Origin of the sequence: Ensifer sp. SL37 (genome assembly GCF_026672675.1) — a bacterium.
Classification (GTDB): Bacteria; Pseudomonadota; Alphaproteobacteria; order Rhizobiales; family Rhizobiaceae; genus Ensifer; species Ensifer adhaerens.
On the sequence record NZ_JAPPRN010000006.1, the window covers coordinates 388623 to 405341 of the forward strand.

General features: G+C 62.9%; 19 protein-coding genes. 8 read left to right on the forward strand and 11 right to left on the reverse strand.

Going from position 1 to position 16719, the window contains the following annotated elements; genetic code table 11:
- Window positions 1-7: 7 nt before the first annotated feature.
- Genes OVA00_RS14040 through OVA00_RS14050 form a run of 3 tightly spaced genes read right to left on the reverse strand, consistent with a single transcriptional unit; the run spans window position 8 to window position 3161 of the window.
- On the reverse strand, window positions 8-385 hold the full coding sequence (locus tag OVA00_RS14040; RefSeq protein ID WP_060604062.1) for a Na+/H+ antiporter subunit C: 378 nt from the start codon (window positions 383-385) through the stop codon (window positions 8-10).
- Window positions 385-804 carry a Na(+)/H(+) antiporter subunit B gene (locus OVA00_RS14045; RefSeq protein ID WP_268089193.1) on the reverse strand — a complete coding sequence of 140 codons (420 nt, stop codon included), beginning with the start codon at window positions 802-804 and terminating at the stop codon, window positions 385-387. Before OVA00_RS14045 ends, OVA00_RS14040 begins: the two co-directional genes overlap by 1 nt.
- Window positions 801-3161 carry a putative monovalent cation/H+ antiporter subunit A gene (locus OVA00_RS14050; RefSeq protein ID WP_268089194.1) on the reverse strand — a complete coding sequence of 787 codons (2361 nt, stop codon included), beginning with the start codon at window positions 3159-3161 and terminating at the stop codon, window positions 801-803. Before OVA00_RS14050 ends, OVA00_RS14045 begins: the two co-directional genes overlap by 4 nt.
- 423 nt (window positions 3162-3584) lie before the next feature.
- Between OVA00_RS14050 and OVA00_RS14055 the strand changes: the two genes are divergently transcribed.
- From OVA00_RS14055 to OVA00_RS14065, 3 genes are all read left to right on the forward strand, one after another.
- Window positions 3585-5177 carry an EAL domain-containing protein gene (locus OVA00_RS14055; protein ID WP_112770406.1) on the forward strand — a complete coding sequence of 531 codons (1593 nt, stop codon included), beginning with the start codon at window positions 3585-3587 and terminating at the stop codon, window positions 5175-5177.
- Window positions 5178-5263: 86 nt separating this feature from the next.
- Window positions 5264-5671: a peptide-methionine (R)-S-oxide reductase MsrB gene (gene msrB, locus OVA00_RS14060; protein ID WP_034789321.1), complete on the forward strand. Its 408-nt coding sequence runs from the start codon at window positions 5264-5266 to the stop codon at window positions 5669-5671.
- A gap of 106 nt (window positions 5672-5777) precedes the next feature.
- A complete protein-coding gene (locus OVA00_RS14065; RefSeq protein WP_268089196.1) occupies window positions 5778-6302 on the forward strand; it encodes a hypothetical protein in 525 nt (174 codons plus the stop codon).
- 7 nt (window positions 6303-6309) lie between these two features.
- Here the strand turns inward: OVA00_RS14065 and trhA are convergent, their stop codons facing one another.
- Window positions 6310-6966, reverse strand: a complete 657-nt coding sequence (trhA, locus tag OVA00_RS14070) for a PAQR family membrane homeostasis protein TrhA (RefSeq protein WP_029742916.1) — start codon at window positions 6964-6966, stop codon at window positions 6310-6312.
- A gap of 243 nt (window positions 6967-7209) precedes the next feature.
- Between trhA and OVA00_RS14075 the strand changes: the two genes are divergently transcribed.
- Window positions 7210-7680, forward strand: coding sequence for a GNAT family N-acetyltransferase (locus tag OVA00_RS14075; RefSeq protein ID WP_268089197.1), 471 nt, complete (start codon window positions 7210-7212; stop codon window positions 7678-7680).
- Window positions 7681-7682: 2 nt separating this feature from the next.
- Here the strand turns inward: OVA00_RS14075 and OVA00_RS14080 are convergent, their stop codons facing one another.
- Both OVA00_RS14080 and OVA00_RS14085 read right to left on the reverse strand, forming a co-directional pair.
- Entirely contained in the window at window positions 7683-8027 is a 345-nt protein-coding gene (locus OVA00_RS14080) for a TraR/DksA family transcriptional regulator (protein WP_029742914.1), read from the reverse strand.
- A gap of 65 nt (window positions 8028-8092) precedes the next feature.
- Entirely contained in the window at window positions 8093-8515 is a 423-nt protein-coding gene (locus OVA00_RS14085; protein WP_029742913.1) for a universal stress protein, read from the reverse strand.
- Window positions 8516-8815: 300 nt separating this feature from the next.
- Here OVA00_RS14085 and OVA00_RS14090 point away from each other — a divergent pair, with 300 nt between their 5' ends.
- A complete protein-coding gene (locus OVA00_RS14090; protein ID WP_034789472.1) occupies window positions 8816-9694 on the forward strand; it encodes a VOC family protein in 879 nt (292 codons plus the stop codon).
- Between the two features lie 61 nt (window positions 9695-9755).
- Here the strand turns inward: OVA00_RS14090 and OVA00_RS14095 are convergent, their stop codons facing one another.
- Window positions 9756-10124, reverse strand: a complete 369-nt coding sequence (locus OVA00_RS14095; RefSeq protein WP_370689517.1) for a winged helix-turn-helix transcriptional regulator — start codon at window positions 10122-10124, stop codon at window positions 9756-9758.
- Window positions 10125-10242: 118 nt separating this feature from the next.
- Here OVA00_RS14095 and OVA00_RS14100 point away from each other — a divergent pair, with 118 nt between their 5' ends.
- Window positions 10243-11082: an SDR family oxidoreductase gene (locus tag OVA00_RS14100; RefSeq protein ID WP_268089199.1), complete on the forward strand. Its 840-nt coding sequence runs from the start codon at window positions 10243-10245 to the stop codon at window positions 11080-11082.
- Between the two features lie 166 nt (window positions 11083-11248).
- Complete coding sequence (locus tag OVA00_RS14105; RefSeq protein ID WP_268089200.1) at window positions 11249-13408, forward strand: inverse autotransporter beta domain-containing protein; 2160 nt, start codon at window positions 11249-11251, stop codon at window positions 13406-13408.
- 64 nt (window positions 13409-13472) lie between these two features.
- Here the strand turns inward: OVA00_RS14105 and OVA00_RS14110 are convergent, their stop codons facing one another.
- The 3 genes from OVA00_RS14110 to OVA00_RS14120 all read right to left on the reverse strand — a co-directional run bounded on the left by OVA00_RS14110 (window position 13473) and on the right by OVA00_RS14120 (window position 15147).
- A complete protein-coding gene (locus tag OVA00_RS14110; protein ID WP_268089202.1) occupies window positions 13473-14231 on the reverse strand; it encodes a class I SAM-dependent methyltransferase in 759 nt (252 codons plus the stop codon).
- A 112-nt stretch (window positions 14232-14343) separates the two neighbouring features.
- Entirely contained in the window at window positions 14344-14709 is a 366-nt protein-coding gene (locus OVA00_RS14115) for an SH3 domain-containing protein (protein WP_112975671.1), read from the reverse strand.
- A 165-nt stretch (window positions 14710-14874) separates the two neighbouring features.
- On the reverse strand, window positions 14875-15147 hold the full coding sequence (locus OVA00_RS14120; RefSeq protein WP_060516228.1) for a DUF2798 domain-containing protein: 273 nt from the start codon (window positions 15145-15147) through the stop codon (window positions 14875-14877).
- Window positions 15148-15294: 147 nt separating this feature from the next.
- Here OVA00_RS14120 and OVA00_RS14125 point away from each other — a divergent pair, with 147 nt between their 5' ends.
- On the forward strand, window positions 15295-16215 hold the full coding sequence (locus OVA00_RS14125; protein WP_034789469.1) for a LysR family transcriptional regulator: 921 nt from the start codon (window positions 15295-15297) through the stop codon (window positions 16213-16215).
- 3 nt (window positions 16216-16218) lie between these two features.
- On the opposite strand, the gene OVA00_RS14130 is transcribed toward OVA00_RS14125, so the two are convergent.
- Window positions 16219-16620 carry a winged helix-turn-helix transcriptional regulator gene (locus OVA00_RS14130; protein WP_060584291.1) on the reverse strand — a complete coding sequence of 134 codons (402 nt, stop codon included), beginning with the start codon at window positions 16618-16620 and terminating at the stop codon, window positions 16219-16221.
- Window positions 16621-16719 lie beyond the last annotated feature (99 nt).

Here is a 16719-nt window from a genome sequence, read left to right on the forward strand (position 1 = left end):
GGGTCGGTCAGTATCCAAGCGGCGCGGCCGGCTCGTCCTTCGGCTCGGCAACGCGCATCTCGTCGGTATTGTCGGTTTGCAGCTGCTCGTATGCCCGCCACGCAAGAACCAGCAGGAACGCGAAAAAGGAGAAGGAGATGACGATCGCCGTCAGGATCAGCGCCTGCGGCAGGGCGTTGGCGGCGGGGCCGACGAGCGCATCCTTGTGGCTGGGAACGACCGGCGGGATGCCACGCGTGAGCCTGCCACCGGTAAAGATCAGGAGGTTGACGGCATTTCCGAGGATGGCAACGCCAAGCAGCACCCGGATGACATACTTCGACAGGAGCAGATAGACGGCGACCGTGAAGAAGATGCCGACGAGCAGAGCGAACCAGGCTTCCATCATTCGCCTCCCCGCTCTTCGAGCGAAAGCGCAATCGAACTGATCGCGCCGACGACCACGAGATAAACGCCGCAATCAAACAGCATCACCGTCGAGAGCGGTACTTCCAGGCCGAGCACCGAGGGATAGACCCAAAGGCCGGTCATGAAGGGAACACGGGCGGCGATCGAGATCAGGCCGGCGACCGTCGCGGCCAGGAGGCCTGCCCCGGCGATCGTCATCGGGTGGAAATAGATCGCACGGCGCACCGTCTCGACACCGCAGGCGATGCCGTAGATCGCCAGCGCCGACACCGCGATCAAGCCGCCGATGAAACCGCCGCCCGGCTCGTTGTGGCCGCGCAACAGGACGAAGATCGAAAACAGCACCATGAGGCTCGTCAGGAACGGCGCGACGGCGCGGAAAATCACCGACTTCATGCGCCTTCCTCCGCATCCGGATCGTTATCGGCGACGCGTCGAAGCGAACCCGCCCTCAAGCGAACCAAGGACAGGATCGCAAGACCCGTGACCATCACCACTGCGATCTCGCCCAGCGTGTCCGTGCCGCGGAAATCGACGATGATGACGTTCACCACATTGGCGCCGTGGGCGATCGACTTCGAGTAGAGATTGAAGAAGTCGGTGAGCGTCGCATCGAAGGGTACACCCGTCACCTTCAACAGCATCAGCCCGAAGCCGAGACCGCAGGCAAGGGCGATCGCGACATCCGGGATTTTTTGCGCAAGCGGACGATGGTCCGATGGCGACAACCGGAGCCGCGTCATCACAAGCGCAAGGACGACGACCGAAAGCGTCTCGATCATGAACTGGGTGAAGGCCAGATCCGGCGCGCCATAGAGCAGGAAGATGACCGCGACGGCAAAGCCCTGGATGCCGAGCGAGACGATGGCGGTCAACCGGTCGGCAGCAAGCACCACAGCGATGAGGCCGATGACCGCGATCGCCATGATCGCCAATTCATGCAGCGGCACGTCGGCGGCAAAGAACGGCGCGCGCGGGAACTCGCCATAGGCGATCGGCACGACCAAAAGCACGAAGGCAATGAGGATGAAGGTCGCGGTCATGTAGACTTCGAGGCGCCCGGATTGCAGCCGGCGGGTCAGTGTGACGGAGAAACGAACGAGCCCGCGGATGAACTGGTCGAAGCCACGATCCGGACCCCAGCCGATATCGGCAAGGATCGTCGCCATGAAGGCGCGCACACGGTCTAGCTTCAGATAAAAGCCGATGCCGATGACTGCGGTCACGATCGACATGATCAAGGGCAAGCCGACGTGAGGAACGACCGAAATCGTGACCGCACGGGGTTCGCCCGCGATCGCCGACGCCATCGGCGTCGATACCAGTTCATGCGTCAGTCCGGAAAGCAGCGCCGCGGAGAGCCCCTTGGCGGCAAGCAGCGCCGGCCCGAGCCAGAGCAAGATCGGAGCCTCATGGGGCGCCTTCGGCGTCTCGATCTTCGCACCGACGAACGGCTTGAGCGCGACGGCAAAGGCCACCGCGAACATCAGTGCATTGCCGAGGATCGCAATCGCGGCAAAGACCAGGGAACGGCGATCGAAGCCTGAGAGTGCGTAGTAGATCTCCTCCTTGGCGATGAAGCCGAAGAAGGGAAACAGCCCGCCCATCGAGAATGCCGCGGCAAGCGCTATGACGAAGGTAAGCGGCATGGCGGAGCGAAGCCCCCCGAGCCTCGTCACGTCGCGCGTGCCGGTCTCGTGGTCGATGATGCCGGCGACCATGAACAGGGCGCCTTTGAACAGCGAATGGGCGACAAGATAGAGCACCGCCGCTTCGATCGCGTGGGGTGCGCCAAGCCCTGTCAGCATGACCAGCAGGCCGAGGGACGCCATCGTCGTGTAGGCGAGCATCAGCTTCAGGTCAGTCTGGCGGCAAGCGAGCGCCGCGCCGATGACGAGTGTGGCGCCGCCGAAGAGCGGCAAAAGGATCTGCCATTCGGGTGTGCCGCCGAGCACCGGGTTCAGCCGCATCAGGAGATAGACACCGGCCTTCACCATGGTCGCCGAATGCAGATAGGCCGAGACGGGCGTCGGGGCTTCCATCGCGTTCGGCAGCCAGAAATGGAAGGGGAACTGGGCCGACTTGGTAAAGGCGCCGCCAAGTACCAAGAGCAGCGCCGCCAGATAGAACGGGCTTTCGCGCATCTCCGACCCGAAGGCAGACAGCAGCGAGAGCTGGGTGACGCCGCTGACATTCCAGATGATCAGCAGTCCGGCAAGCAGGAACAGGCCCCCGCCTCCGGTTACGACCAGCGCCTGCAGGGCTGCGCGCCTTGCCGCCTCGCGCGAATGATCGAAGCCGATCAGCAGGAACGAGGTGATCGAGGTCAGTTCCCAGAACACAAAGAGCATCAGGAAGCTGTCGGAGACGACGACCCCGAGCATCGAGCCCATGAACATCAGGATGAAGGAAAAGAACCGCCCCTGCTGCGGGTGGCCTTTCAGATAGCCGCCGGAATAGAGCACGATCAGCGCGCCGATGCCGGCAATCAGCAGGACGAATGTGAGCGACAGGCCGTCGATCAGCCAGGAAAAGCTGACGTTGAACGAGGGTATCCAGGCATAGCCGCCCGTAACCACCTCGCCCTTGGCGACTTCCGGCCAGAAACGGATAAAGTGCAGCACGATCGCCAAGGGAAACAGCGCAAGCACCCAGGCGGCGTTGTGCCCGAGAAGGCGTGTCAGAAGCGGCGCGAGCAATGCCGCGACGAAAGGCAGTGCGAGGGCCAGAAATGTCAGGGCCGCAACATCCATCGTCCTGGCCTGCTCCTTTTATTTCATCGTATGATCGATCGGACTCCCGACATAAAAGAAGGGTGTTGGGGTCTCAAGCCTTATCCGGATAAAATCGGCGTTATATATCCGTCAGTTCGGCCGGACGAACCGAAGCGGAAGCCTTGCATTACCAGATTCGCGCGATTTACGCGGTGGCCGCCAACAACAATTAAAATGCTGTTAGCAAAATATTCATCGGGCGGCGGGGGATAGATCGAACATTCTGGAAACGGAACTGCAAGACGTGATAGTTGTATTTGCAGACTTTCTCAATTCAGAGCGAACCGACCACAAGCCTCCGCCGGCAGACCTTGCAACGGCTCAGAAGCGGTTGCCCGCTTCAGTATCGATAACGGCAGGCACGGAACAGAAGATCACTATCTCGAATAGGGCGGGACCCGCTTGGAACGATCTCGCATAGTCGTCATCGCCAGTATCCTGGCCGCCCTCGGCGCGATCCTGCCGATGCTTGCGGCCTACTATCTTTCCTGGTCGATCGCCGTGCGCGGCGAACAGGCCCGGCTCGCCCGCCTGGCCGACTATGCCATCATGCGCGCAGACGCCGCGCTCGGGGAAGCGTCCCGGGCGCTGAAGACGGCCGACCGGTTCGACATGCCGCCATGCATGGCCACGCATATCGCAGCCTTGCGCTCCCTCGTCGTCAACACGACCGCCATCGAGGATATCGGCTACTTCGAGAACGGGTTGCTCAGATGCACCTCGTGGGGTTACCCGCCGCGTCGGCTCACCCGCTCGCCGCCTGCCGATTTCTTTGCGAGCAACGGCGTCGAAGTCATCCCGCGGATGTATCCGACGATCAGCACCGGCGCGCCCATGACGGCGTTCCGGTATCGCTCCTACACGGTGCTGACCAACCCGGTCCGGTTCGTCGACGTGATCGCCGAGCCCGGCACCCGGCTTGCAGTCGCCACCAAAAACGGCGTGCTGGTCAGCACCCTCAACGATCCTGACCCGTCGCTGACGGAACGGCTCGCCGATCTTCCGAAGACCGGCAGCAACGCCGACGACCTTTTTGCAACATCACGGGACGCAAACTGGATCGCCGTTGCCACTGCGCCCAGCATCGCCATTCTAAGCGACATGGATCGGGAACGCCTGCTGCTCTTGCCAGGCGGGGCGCTGGTCGCGGCGCTGATGGTCGGGCTTGTCGTCTGGCTATCCCGGCGTCGTCTGTCGCCGCTTGGCGAGCTTTCGATTGCCGTGCAGCGGCGCGAGTTCATCGTCCACTACCAGCCGCTGATCGAGCTCAAGACTGGCATCTGCGTCGGTGCGGAGGCGTTGGTGCGATGGCGGCGACCGGATGGGCAGATGGTCCGGCCAGATCTCTTCATCCCTCTTGCGGAAGAAAACGGACTGATCGAGGAAATCACCGATCAGGTCCTCTATGCGACGATCGCCGAATTGAAGAGCGTGCTCGTCGCCGACCGCTCGCTGCACATCGCGATCAACCTCGCCGCCGACGACCTGAAATCCGGGCGCATCCTGCCGGTGATCGAGGCGGCGCTTCGAAACACCGGCGTGCTCACAGAACAGATCTGGCTGGAGGCAACCGAACGCGGTTTCATGGACGTCAAATCCGCCCGGGCGACGATAGAGGAGGCGCGCCGGCGTGGCCACTCTGTGGCCATCGACGACTTCGGCACCGGCTATTCGAGCCTGCAATACCTGCAGGAGCTACCGCTCGATGCGCTGAAGATCGACAAGTCGTTCATCGATACTGTCGGCACCGATTCGGCCACCAGCTCGATCACGCCGCATATCATCGACATCGCCAAATCGCTCGATCTCTACATCGTCGCCGAGGGGATCGAGCGGCAGGAACAGGCCGACTATCTCATCGAGCGCGGCGTGCAGTACGGCCAGGGCTGGCTGTTCTCCAAGGCGCTGCCGGCGGCCGAGTTCATCGCCTTCTACAATGACAGCAAACGCAGACTCGGGGCCGGGCCGGCGGTGATCCGCCGCGAAATCGCTTGAGGCCCCTTCACGCGGACGCGGCCTGGTGATGTTTGCGCGCGCGGTCCTGCATTCCTATATAGTCGCGGCAACGACAGGAGACGTTCATGACGACCGTAAAGACGCCGAAAGTGGTGAAAACCGATGCGGAATGGCGGGCACAGCTCTCGCCGGAGCAGTATCGCATCACGCGACAGCAGGGCACCGAGCGTCCGTTCACTGGTCCGTTCCTCAACAACAAACAGACGGGCACCTACGAATGCGTCTGTTGCGGCCGGGCGTTGTTCCGCTCCGACACCAAGTTCGATTCCGGTTGCGGTTGGCCGAGCTACTTCGCCGCGGTCGACGATCAGGCGATCCGCGAGATCGAGGACCGCTCCCACTTCATGGTGCGCACGGAAATCCGCTGCGCCGATTGCGATGCGCATCTCGGCCACGTCTTTCCCGACGGCCCGCCGCCGACGGGGCTGCGCTACTGCCTGAACGGCCATGCGATGACGTTTACCGAGGATTGACACCGCGGCGCGGAAGGAGTGGCATGGGATGCTGTTCCGCCGGGAACGGCCCCATGGCGCCAGCTGCGCTAGAAGCAATAGATCGAGCAAGCGAGAGGAGGTCCGCATGCTACGCATCCTGACAGCACTCGCATTGCTGCTGCCCTCCGCCCTCACAGCGACGGCGGCCGAAGACTGGGTTCCCTACGCCAACGCCCGCTTTGGCTACGTGCTCGACATTCCTCCCGGTTTCGAGCTGCAGAGCCAGGGCGACAATAGCGATGGCGCGAGTTTTCACGCCAACGACAACGGCGCGACCCTTTCGGTCTTCGGCAGCACGCTCATGGACGGTGACTTCGAGACCGACGTCAACGACCGCATGGGCTACGAGCGGGAGGGTGACTGGCGGATTTCCTATTCGCGTGTGACGGCCGCCTGGGCGAGTTTCTCGGGCGCGCGCGGTGACGAAGTGTTCTACACCCGGGCGATCGCGCTCTGTGACGGCAGCGCCGCCTATTTCCGCCTGCAGTACCGCAAGACCCGGCTCACCAGCTTCGATGGCGTGATTTCGCGCATGGCGGAGGCGCTGAGACCTTCAGAAGGTTGCCAGCATCCACCGGTCGCCGCGGCCGCCGGCGAAGCGCCAAACTGATCGCCGCTCAGGACGCGGCGCTGAAACAGGTCAGCACGGCCGAATAGTGTACCGCCGCTCCGGTTACGACGAAGCCATGCCAGATGGCGTTCTGGAAGCGCAGCTTTTCCCACACATGGAAGATCACGCCGGCAGAATAGATAATGCCGCCGATCAGGATCAGCACGAGCGTCGTTGCCGTCAGCGCCGACAGCAGCGGGCCGACCGCGAGCACGCCGCTCCATCCCATGGCGAGATAGAGCAGGATCGCCAGCCGGTCGAAGCGGCCCGGGAAAAAGCACTTGATGGCGACGCCCAGACCGGCGATCGCCCAGATGCCGATCAGCATCACGAACAGGAAGGGATCATCGAGGCCGCGCTGCAGGAAGGGCGTATAGGTCGCGGCGATCAAGACGAAGATCGAGGAATGGTCGAAGCGGCGCAGGAACCACTTGGTGCGTGAAACCGGATAGAGGTTGTAAAGAAACGAGATCGAGAGCGTCGCGAGCAGTCCCGCGCCATAGACGGCGGCGGCGGCAAGCTGGCCGGTCGTGCTCCACAGCGTTGCGTAGAAGATCAGCGCGGTCACGCCAACCAAGGCAGCCGCCAGGCCGATGCCGTGAACGATGCCGTCGGCAATCAGTTCCGAACGGTCATAGTTCCATTTGACGCCTGCGAATTCCACGTCTTCCCTCTCCCCGAGCCTTTTCTTCTCCGGCGGCGCGCATGCCCCGTCACACCGCAACGTTTCCACCATCCTGCCACAAGGCCGCGCCGCGGCAAAGAAGCAGGGACATGGCAAAAGCATCAACTTTTGCAACGCATTACAACAATCGCATGACCGGTCTGAGAAGTTTGACGGGAGACTTGCCGAAGGCCACGGCGATGACCACATGAACGGCCGAAGGATGCGATCGGGAGGATCATCATGTCAGTCTTGCGTAGCCCTCAGCCGGATCAGGCGGCCGCGCTCAGCGACCTCTGCGTGCGATCAAAGGCCGTTTGGGGTTATGACGCCGCCTTCCTTGAGGCATGCCGCGCGGCTTTGACGCTCACAGCCGACGACTGGATGGATTCGGAGCTTCAGGTCGCCATGGAGGGCGAGCGCATCCTCGGCCTGGCGCAGGTCCGCGGGAGCGGCCAGGTGGTTGAACTGGACAAGCTGTTCATCGAGCCGGAAGCACGGGCGGCAGGCATTGGCCGGCAGCTTTTCGACTGGTGCGTCGCAGCCGCCCGCAAGCGCGGCGCAATGGTCATGACGATCGATGCGGATCCCGGCGCTGCCGACTTTTACCGCCGCATGGGGGCAATCGATGACGGGGTCGTCGCGTCGAGCGTGATCCCCGGGCGGTTCCTTCCCCGACTGAAAGTGGATTTGGCGAGCGGTCCGACCGCCTGACGTCAACGCCCGCCGCGGGCGACCTCGGCCGCGCACTCCTGACAGAGTGGCGCATGAGGCACAGCCTGCAGGCGCGCCGCCGAAATCGGCAGGCCGCAGCGCACGCAGGTTCCGAAGGTGCCGGCGGCGATCCGATCGAGCGCGGCATCGATCGCACGGATCTCCTCCTGGCCCGCAAGGCCAAGGCCTTCGAGAACCTCGTCCCCTTCCCGCTCGGTCACCCGGTCCGGGACATCAGCGTTCATCGGCTCATCGAGATCGTGCTCGATCCTGACCAGACGCCCCTGCAGCTCCGCCTTGCGGCGTGTCAGGCGGTCGTGAAAGTCGTCAAGCCCATGTTTGTCCATCTGAAGACTCCTTGGCGGTGGCGGCGCGAAGGTCTCGCGCCGCATGCGCTCTTGTTGTTCGTGGCTTACCGGTCGACGAGAACGGCGCAGGGGCAATGGCTGACGACCCGGCTTGCCGTCGATCCGATGAAGTAGTCGATGAGGCCCGGCCGATGGGACGCGATGATGACGAGATCGGCGTTTTCTTCGCTGGCAAGGGCGTTGATGGTGCCGGCGGCCCCGCCGGTGCGGATTTCGATGCGGCCCTTGATCCCATGCTTGGTTTTGAGCGCCTCAAGCGTCTTTAACGCCTGCTTTCGGGATTCCTCGACCATTTCCAGCGGGAAATCCACGATCATGTAGCCTTGCGCATAGGCGTTCAGATCCTCGACGACGTTGAGCAGGATAATCTCGCCCCCCTCATCGATCAGCTTTTCGGCAATGCCGAGCACGGACTCGCCGTGTTCGAGCTGATCCATGGCAATCGGGACGATGATCTTCTTGTACATGCTGTACTCCTTCTGTTGCCCACGCGGATCGCCAGGCTGTTGCCACAGGCCAATCCCTCGTCTCAAGATTGCGCCTCGACGGCATCTTCGGCTTTGATTGAAATCAAATCGAAAGCGCTGCGCGCGCATGGCCCCACTCGAAATGAGGTAGGGCGACGACAACCACTGTCAACGCGCGTCGAACACAACATCAAGTGACTGACAGGCTTCCGTGAACGAACGAGGCGGCCCATATTCTCAACAGTTTCGATGAAACTGAAACGGCGAACCGGCCGTAGCTTCGATGCCAAGGAGACAGACATGACCTCGCAGGAGACTTTCGACATGCCAACCGACCATGCGCTTGCCATGCCCGCGCATGTCGAGCATGCGCATCTGGTCGTCCAGGATCTGCCGGCCGTGTCCGCCTGGTATCAGAAGATCATGGGCCTGAGCCCGATCGAAGCGAGCAAGAGCGGCGAGACGCTGGGCGTCAATGGCCACCCGCTGCTGACGCTGACGACCGAAGGCAACGCCGCGCGGGCGCCACGCAACGCGCCTGGCCTCTTCCACAACGCCTTTCTTGTTCCGAGCCGCGAAGAACTCGGCCGCTGGCTCGCCCATATCGCGCACAACAATATCAGGCTGCAGGGCGCGTCCGACCACCTGGTCAGCGAGGCGATTTACCTCGCCGATCCGGAAGGCAACGGCATCGAAGTCTATCGCGACCGACCGCGGAGCGAATGGACGTTTAAGCCGGATGGGACCGTCGGCATGGATACGCTGCCGCTCGATCTGCAGGCGCTCTACGACGAAGCACCCAAGGACAATTGGGGCGGCATGGCGGACGGGACGGCCATCGGCCATATCCATCTGCAGGTGTCCGATATTCCTCAGGCCGATGCTTTCTTCCGCGACGTGCTGGGCCTGGGGCTGATGGCACGCTATCCCGGCGCGAGCTTCTTCGGCGCGGGCAAGTACCACCATCACGTCGCCGCCAATATCTGGAACTCGCGGGGTGCGCCGAAGCGCGAAGGCCACATGACCGGACTTTCGGATTACACGATCCAGTACAAGGAGCCGGGCGAGCTCACAGCGGCGCTCGCGAAGCTCGATACGCTGGAAATCGCTGTCAGCCGCAACGGCAATGGCCACAGCCTCGTCGACCCCTGGGGCATCGGCCTCAAGCTCGTCGCCTGATCCTCTCTCCCAGGCCACAGGCGCCTTTGCGCCAGTGGCAAACTTGCCGGCCGCAGCCGCCTCAGGCGCTGCGGTCGTATTTTTGCTGGGCTTGCAGCACAGCCTCGATGTTCTCCTCCGCCCAGCGCGTCAGCGCCGCGACCGTCGAGGTCAGCGTGCGACCGAGCGGAGTGATCGCATATTCCACGGTCACCGGCACCGTCGCAAAGACGCTGCGGCTGACGAGCCCGTCCCGCTCCAGCTTCTTCAGGGTCTGCGACAGCACCTTCTGCGAGATGCCGTCGATCTCGCGCTTCAACTGGTTGAAGCGCACCGGCTGTTCATCGAGCTTTCCAAGCACCAGCACGGCCCATTTGTCGGCAAGCCTGTCCAGCACCAGGCGGGTCGGACAGGTCTGGATATAGACGTCGTACTCCATCGGGCACCCCATCGCGGTTTCCGGGCGGAAACCATGTCACCAAAAACTGCCTCCTTTACAGCATTTTCCCGGACCAATATCCAGTATCCATCCGCAACATGGTTTCATTTGGATACTTAGGAGAACGGTGATGGCAGGCAAGATTCTGGTTCTTGGATCGAACGGGACGATCGGCAGCAAGGTGGTACGGGCGCTGGTCGCACGTGGCGAAACGGTCAGGGCTGCGTCCCGAAAGGCGACAGCCGTTGATGGCGCGGAAGCCGTCGCCTTCGACTACGAGGATGCCACGACCTTTGGCCCGGCGCTCGACGGCGTCGACCGCCTGTTCGTTCTGACACCGGCGGGATATCTCGACCCGGTCGGGCTGGTCGGACCGATCATGGCCGCCGCTGCCGCGCGCGGCATCAAGGTCGTGCTGATGACCGTCATCGGCGTCGATGCGGACGACAACATCCCCTATCGCCAACTTGAGCTGCAGCTCGAGAAAACCGGAACACCCTTCGTCATCCTCCGGCCAAACTGGTTCTCCGACAATTTCCAGAGCTACTGGATCGAGGGTATCCGCCACGGCGCGATCGCGGTTCCGGCGGCCGAAGGCAGGACGAGCTTCATCGATACACGCGACATTGCCGAAAGCATCGTGGCAGCGTTGACCAGCGAAGCCTTCAACGGCCGCGCCTTCAACCTCACCGGGCCGGAAGCGCTGAGCTACGGCGAGGCGGCATCGATCCTGTCACGCGTGACCGTTAAGCCCATCGCCTACACGCCTGTCGATGACGAGACCTTCGTCGGCGTGCTGGTCGGCGCCGGGGTGCCCGAGGACTACGCCCGCTTCCTCGCGTCGATCTTCCATCCCGTGCGCGAAGGCTGGGTGGCAAACCCTACCGGCGACGTAAAGATATTGACAGGCCACGAGCCGCGTAGCCTGGAAACCTACGCCAAGGACAATGCCGAGGCTCTCAGGGCCTGACCGAACCCGGACGATGGCCGCTCGTTCCCGCGCGGGCGGCCTGCGTCAACACGCCGCTGGATAGTTCCCAGATAACCGATCAATAAACTTGAGTATTATACTCACATATTTTAACCGCATGCCCAATCGGCCTCGCCCAAGGTCGCATTCATGCGGAGTTAATAATATGAAAAATAAGAATTTTCTTGCGGCTGCCCTGGCGAGCAGCACCCTTCTTTCGAGCCCCGCGCTGGCGGTGGATTTTCGTCCGCAGGCGGAAATCGAAGGCGGCTTCTTCAGCGGCGGGTCAGCTGCCGGCGGCGGCTTTTTCCTCCCCTTCGTGCTCGATTCGGGCGATGCGATTTTCATCGATACACGCGGGGCCATTGCCAACGATTCCGTCCGCCAGGGCTCCGTCGGCGTGGGCTATCGTTTCCGCGCCAACGACCAATGGGTCATCGGCGGCTACGGCTACTACGACTATCTGAAGAGCGACCACGGCAACGCCTTCAGCCAGCTGTCCTTCGGCCTCGAGGCGCTCAGCGGTGACCTCGAAATGCGCAGCAACTTCTATCTGCCTTTGACCGGCGCCAAGACGCTGAGCGCCTTCAATGCCGCCTATGTGCGCGACCACGTGCTCGTCTTCCAGGAAGGCAAGGAACGGGCGCGACGCGGCATCGACGCCGAAATCGGCGGGCGCCTGCCTGTCTTTGCGGAAGACTCCAACGTTCAGCTGAAGGTTTTCGGCGGCAGCTACTGGTATGGCGGCCGCAACCTCGGCGACATGTTCGGCGCCAAGCTGCGTGCGGAACTGACCTTTGCCGACCTGCCGGGCCTTTCCGAGGGATCGACCGTCTCGCTCGGCGTGACCGGCACCTATGACAACGAGGACAAGCTGAAGGGCGCCGTCATGGCACGGCTGCGCATCCCGTTCGGCGCGACCGGCTCGACCGCCGATGCCTTCGATCCGATGACCCAGCGTGTCGAGCGCGCCACCCGCATCCGCACCCATGCGGGCGCCACCGGCGAAGTCGAGGCCGCGCAGCTTGCCGGCACCGGCCGTAACGCCGGCCGGGTGGTGACCGTTTCCTCGGCTTCCGGCAATGCCTCCGACATCAACGCCCTGATCGGGGCTGCCGGCGCCGACGCGCTGATCCTCGCGGACGGCAACCTCGGTCTCGACCGCACACTCGCGCTCGGCAGCGGCCAGACACTCCTTGGCGGCGGCGGCGCAATTGCCGTTAGCGGCGCGCGCAGCGGCGCGACCGCAACCTTCGTCAATCAGGGTGCGGCCACCACGATCACCGGCTACAACCCGGCCCAGGACGTGATTGCCATGGCGTCGGGCAGCACCATCTCGTCGCTTTCGGTCCGCGGCGGCCTAGCCGGCATTTCGGCCACGAACGCCGCAGATGTCACCGTCGACAAGGTCGACATTGCCGCCACCAACCACGACGGCATTCGCTTCACGCGCGTTAATGGCGCGCTGGTTCAGGACAGCCGCATCCACGACCTCTATATTTGCGAGAACAACACGACCTGCGAATTCTCGATCTACAACCCCAACAAGGCGCCCTATGCCGCCGTCAGCTCCGTCGGCAGCCGAAACGTGACGGTGCGCGACACTGACATCGACAAGGTCACCTATGGGGTCTTTGCCGGCGGCGAGTTCAGGAAGGTCGGACGGACAGACTACGAACTGGTCACCGGCACGCAGAACGTCACGCTCGACAAGGTGACGATCAGCAACTCCCGCCGCGAAGGCGTGCTGCTCGTCGCCGGCAAGGATGTCAGGCTCAACCGCGTAACGGTCGACAATGCCAAGCAGGACCGGGACATGGATCTCGTTGTGCTGCAGGGCACCTCCAACGTCGCGATCAACGACATGCGGCTCTTTGGCGGCATCAACGGTCTGATGCTGGTCTCGAGCCCGAACCTCGATGCGACGACCACCAACGTCAACGTCAAGGGACTGACCGTCGACGGTACCCGCAACGCCGGCATCTTCTTCAATCCGGTCTCGAGGATTTCGCTTGAGGACGTCAAGGTAACGAATGCCGGCACCTATGGCGCCTTCATCTACGGCAACGAGTTCGAGTTCCTTGGAGGACCGGTGCGCGACGTCGTGCTGAAGAACATGACCGTCGACAAAGCTGGCAAGGCGGGCCTCTACTTCTCGGGCCCGACCGAAGACATCAACGGCAATGTCAGCGTGAGCAACACGCCGAAGGATTGCTTGCTCGACAACGGCTGGTCGGCCGGGACGATCACCCAGTCGCCGGGTTCGGTGCTGACCGTCAACGGCGTGAAGCTCGATCAGGGCAACGCCGCGGCCCGTTGCCGCTGATAACCGAAGCCACGCCCGGGCGACCGGGCGTGGCTCTTTTGTCCGGTTTGCTTCGGCGCGCGATCTATACCGGGCGTCGGCATTCGAAGGTGACCACGTGGTCACCATCTCGTGGAACTCTACCGAAGGCATAATCGCCGGAAACGACGATATCGGCGAAACCGGCTGCCTGCAGCGTCAGTGCCATTTCCTGAACGCCCCACCAGCGCATGGTGAAGAATTCGAGCTCACTCGACGCCAGCCGTCCCTCTTGCCAGAGGTCGTAGCGCAGGTGCGAAACGGTCGTCTGGCCGAGGATGTCGGTCTTCACCCGCTGGCTGGTCAGGGTCAAAAGGTCGCCCGCCTCCGTTTGCCAGCTGCGGATATTCGGCTGCAGGTCGGCGACCATGTCGCCCGGGTAAAGATCGAAGATCAATCGACCACCCGGCGCCAGGTGATCGTAAAAGCGCTTCAGCACGGCTGATGCCGCTGCATGGTCGGCGATCAGCTGCAACGAACCGGCGGGCACGACAATCGCATCGAAGCGCTTTGCATAGGTGAAGGTCTCGAAGGTCTGGCGAGACAGGGCCGGCGCTAAGTCGCGGCCGGCGCATTGGGCGAGACAATAGTCGAGCATGTCCTGCGAGGCATCAAACCCGCAGACATCGAAACCGGCCTCCAGCAACGGGATCAGCGCTCGGCCGTTGCCGACGGCTGGTTCGAGGATCGGCCCACGATAGCCGTCCAGCCTCTGCCGATAATACTCGATGTCGCCGAAGGACTTTCCAATATATTTGTCTAAATTATAAACATGAGAGGCAAGCCTGCCATAGGTATTGTTCACGATACCTCTGCTCCCGATAAAACAAAGCAACGCTGTGCTTTATACGGGAGTATGCGACCAGGGCTGTTGTTTGCCAGCCACGCCGACGCTTTATCGTCATCGCCCAAACGTGTCAGAAGCGCGCCGGCCGGATGAACTTGCCGTAAACCCAGCCCTCCTGCCAGTTTCCACTGCGCTGCGGATCGTGCCAAATCTGGCACCAGGTGGCCCGCACGGCCTGGCGCTGGGCGGAAGCCGACCAGCGGGCGATGCGCTTGAGATCGACACCGTTCATGCAGCGGCCGGTCATCTGCAGTTTCGTGCCGTTGGGATAGCCGGCGCGGATCGCCGAGGAGGAGGATGGCCAGGCGCGCGCGTTGAGCACGTCGTTCCAGTCGACCCCGGACACTTCCCAGGCGGCGAACGTGCTTGCGGTAGCGGGAAGTGCGGTGGAGAGCGCCCCGGCCAGAATGGCCGCCTGCACCAGCTTGTTCAACATGCCCATCTCCATTGCCCCTTGATCAGACCGCCAGTCGTTGCGGCAGAAAACAGAATGCGACCCCTCGGCTGAATTGCAACTGAATGGATTTCACGACGAGAGCGCCCCTTATCCCATGACGACGTGGGCACGCCGCCCGTCCCGGTTTTCCGGGACGGGGTCTTGTCAGCCCGGCAGGCGGCAGACGACGCCGACCAGCCGCGCGACCACGGGGCGGACCATGAGCACGCAGACGAAGGCGACGGGCATGGCGAGCGCGTAGGAACCGAGCACGCGGGCCGGGTAGCCGGCGTCGATGCCGGTGTTGACGCCGACGATGACGCAGCACATCAGGAACGCCATGATCGCCGACATGAAGAAGGCGAAGGCAACGGGGGCCGCACGCGGCGGCAGCTTGCGGCTGCGCGCGAGCCGCGGCGCCGATAGGGTGTCTTCCATCAGAAGTCTCCTGGTTTGATCGAGGGGACCACCCCCTCGTTTCTGGCTGCACTATACGGATCGCGTCGCAGCCAGGTAGGCCATTGCAGCCTTGTTCAGAAACAGGCAAAACTATCGAATAGATGTTTCTATTCGATGGATTGGATTATGGACACTTTGCGTGGCGTCGAGAGTTTCGTCAGGAGCGTCGAGGAAGGCAGCATCGCCGCGGCGGCACGAAAGCTCGGGATTACACCCGCTTCCGCGAGCCAGAACATCGCCCGCCTGGAGCGAACGCTCGGCAGCCGGCTGCTCAGCCGCACCACGCGCCAGTTGGGCCTGACCGAGAGCGGGCGGATTTACTACGAGAGGGTGCGCGGCGTCGTACACGAGCTGGAGCTTGCAGCCGCCGCCGTTTCGGCACTCAGCACCGAGCCGCGCGGGCCGCTCAAGATCGCCTCATCCGTCGCCTTCGGTCGTCATGTGGTGGCGCCGCTCGTCCCCTCCTTCGCCGCCCGGTATCCGGATGTCTCGATCGAGCTCGTCGTCACCGACCGCGAGATCGATCATATCGGCGAAGGCATCGACATCAGCGTGCGCTTCGGCCTGCAGCTCGAACAGGGGCTGATTGCCCGCAAGCTTGCCTCCGTGCCGATGATCATCTGTGCAGCCCCCTCCTATCTGGAGCGACGCGGCCGCCCGCAGCAACCCGAAGATCTCGTGCACCACGATTGCCTCGTCTACCGCTATGCGGGGCATGGCCGGATCTTTCGCTGGGCGTTTACCCGCGACGGCCTGCGCTTCGAGCCGGAACTGAAGGCGACGATCGTCAGCAACGATATCGACACGCTCGCCGAGATGGCGATCGCCGGCGCCGGCATCACCCGGCTCGGCGCCTTCATCGCAGCGCCGCTGATCGAACGCGGGCTGGTGGTGCCGCTGTTCGGCGAACTGCCGCAGGAGGGATTGGCCAGCACCGACCACGAGCCCTTCGATTTCTATGCCTGCTTTGCCGACCGCCAGGCGCAAACGCCGAAGGTGCGCGCGTTCATCGAGCATGCGGTGCAGAGCCTGAAGGGGCGCTGGTAGGTCTTACCCACCGGTGACCGGGACCGGAGCGGCAGCCGTTTCCTTGCGCACGACCTCGACGCCTCGCCGCTGCTTCAGCCGATAGCCGACCTCGACGATGGCATGGATGGCCGGGATGAACTCCGCGCCGAGCTCACTGAGGCTGTATTCCACGGAAGGCGGCGACGTCGGCATGATCCGCCGCTCGACAGCACCCTTCTCCTCAAGTTCCTTCAACCGAGTGCTCAGCACCTTTGCCGAAATACCGGGCACGTCGATCCTCAGTTCGCTGAAGCGGCGCGGTCCGGCGCTCAAGGACCAGAGGATGTTCGGCGTCCATGCGCCGCCGAGTAGCACCATGCACTCGCCGACCGGGCAGTTCGGCGGCAAGGCCGCGGCCCGATTTTTCCGAATTTTCAAGCTCATGGGCAAAACTTTCCAGTTACCGCCGGGAAACCGGAAAGGGAGGTAACATAAGGTTATCTGATATACAAAGGTTATCGCTTCCGCTTAGGTTCCGCCGTC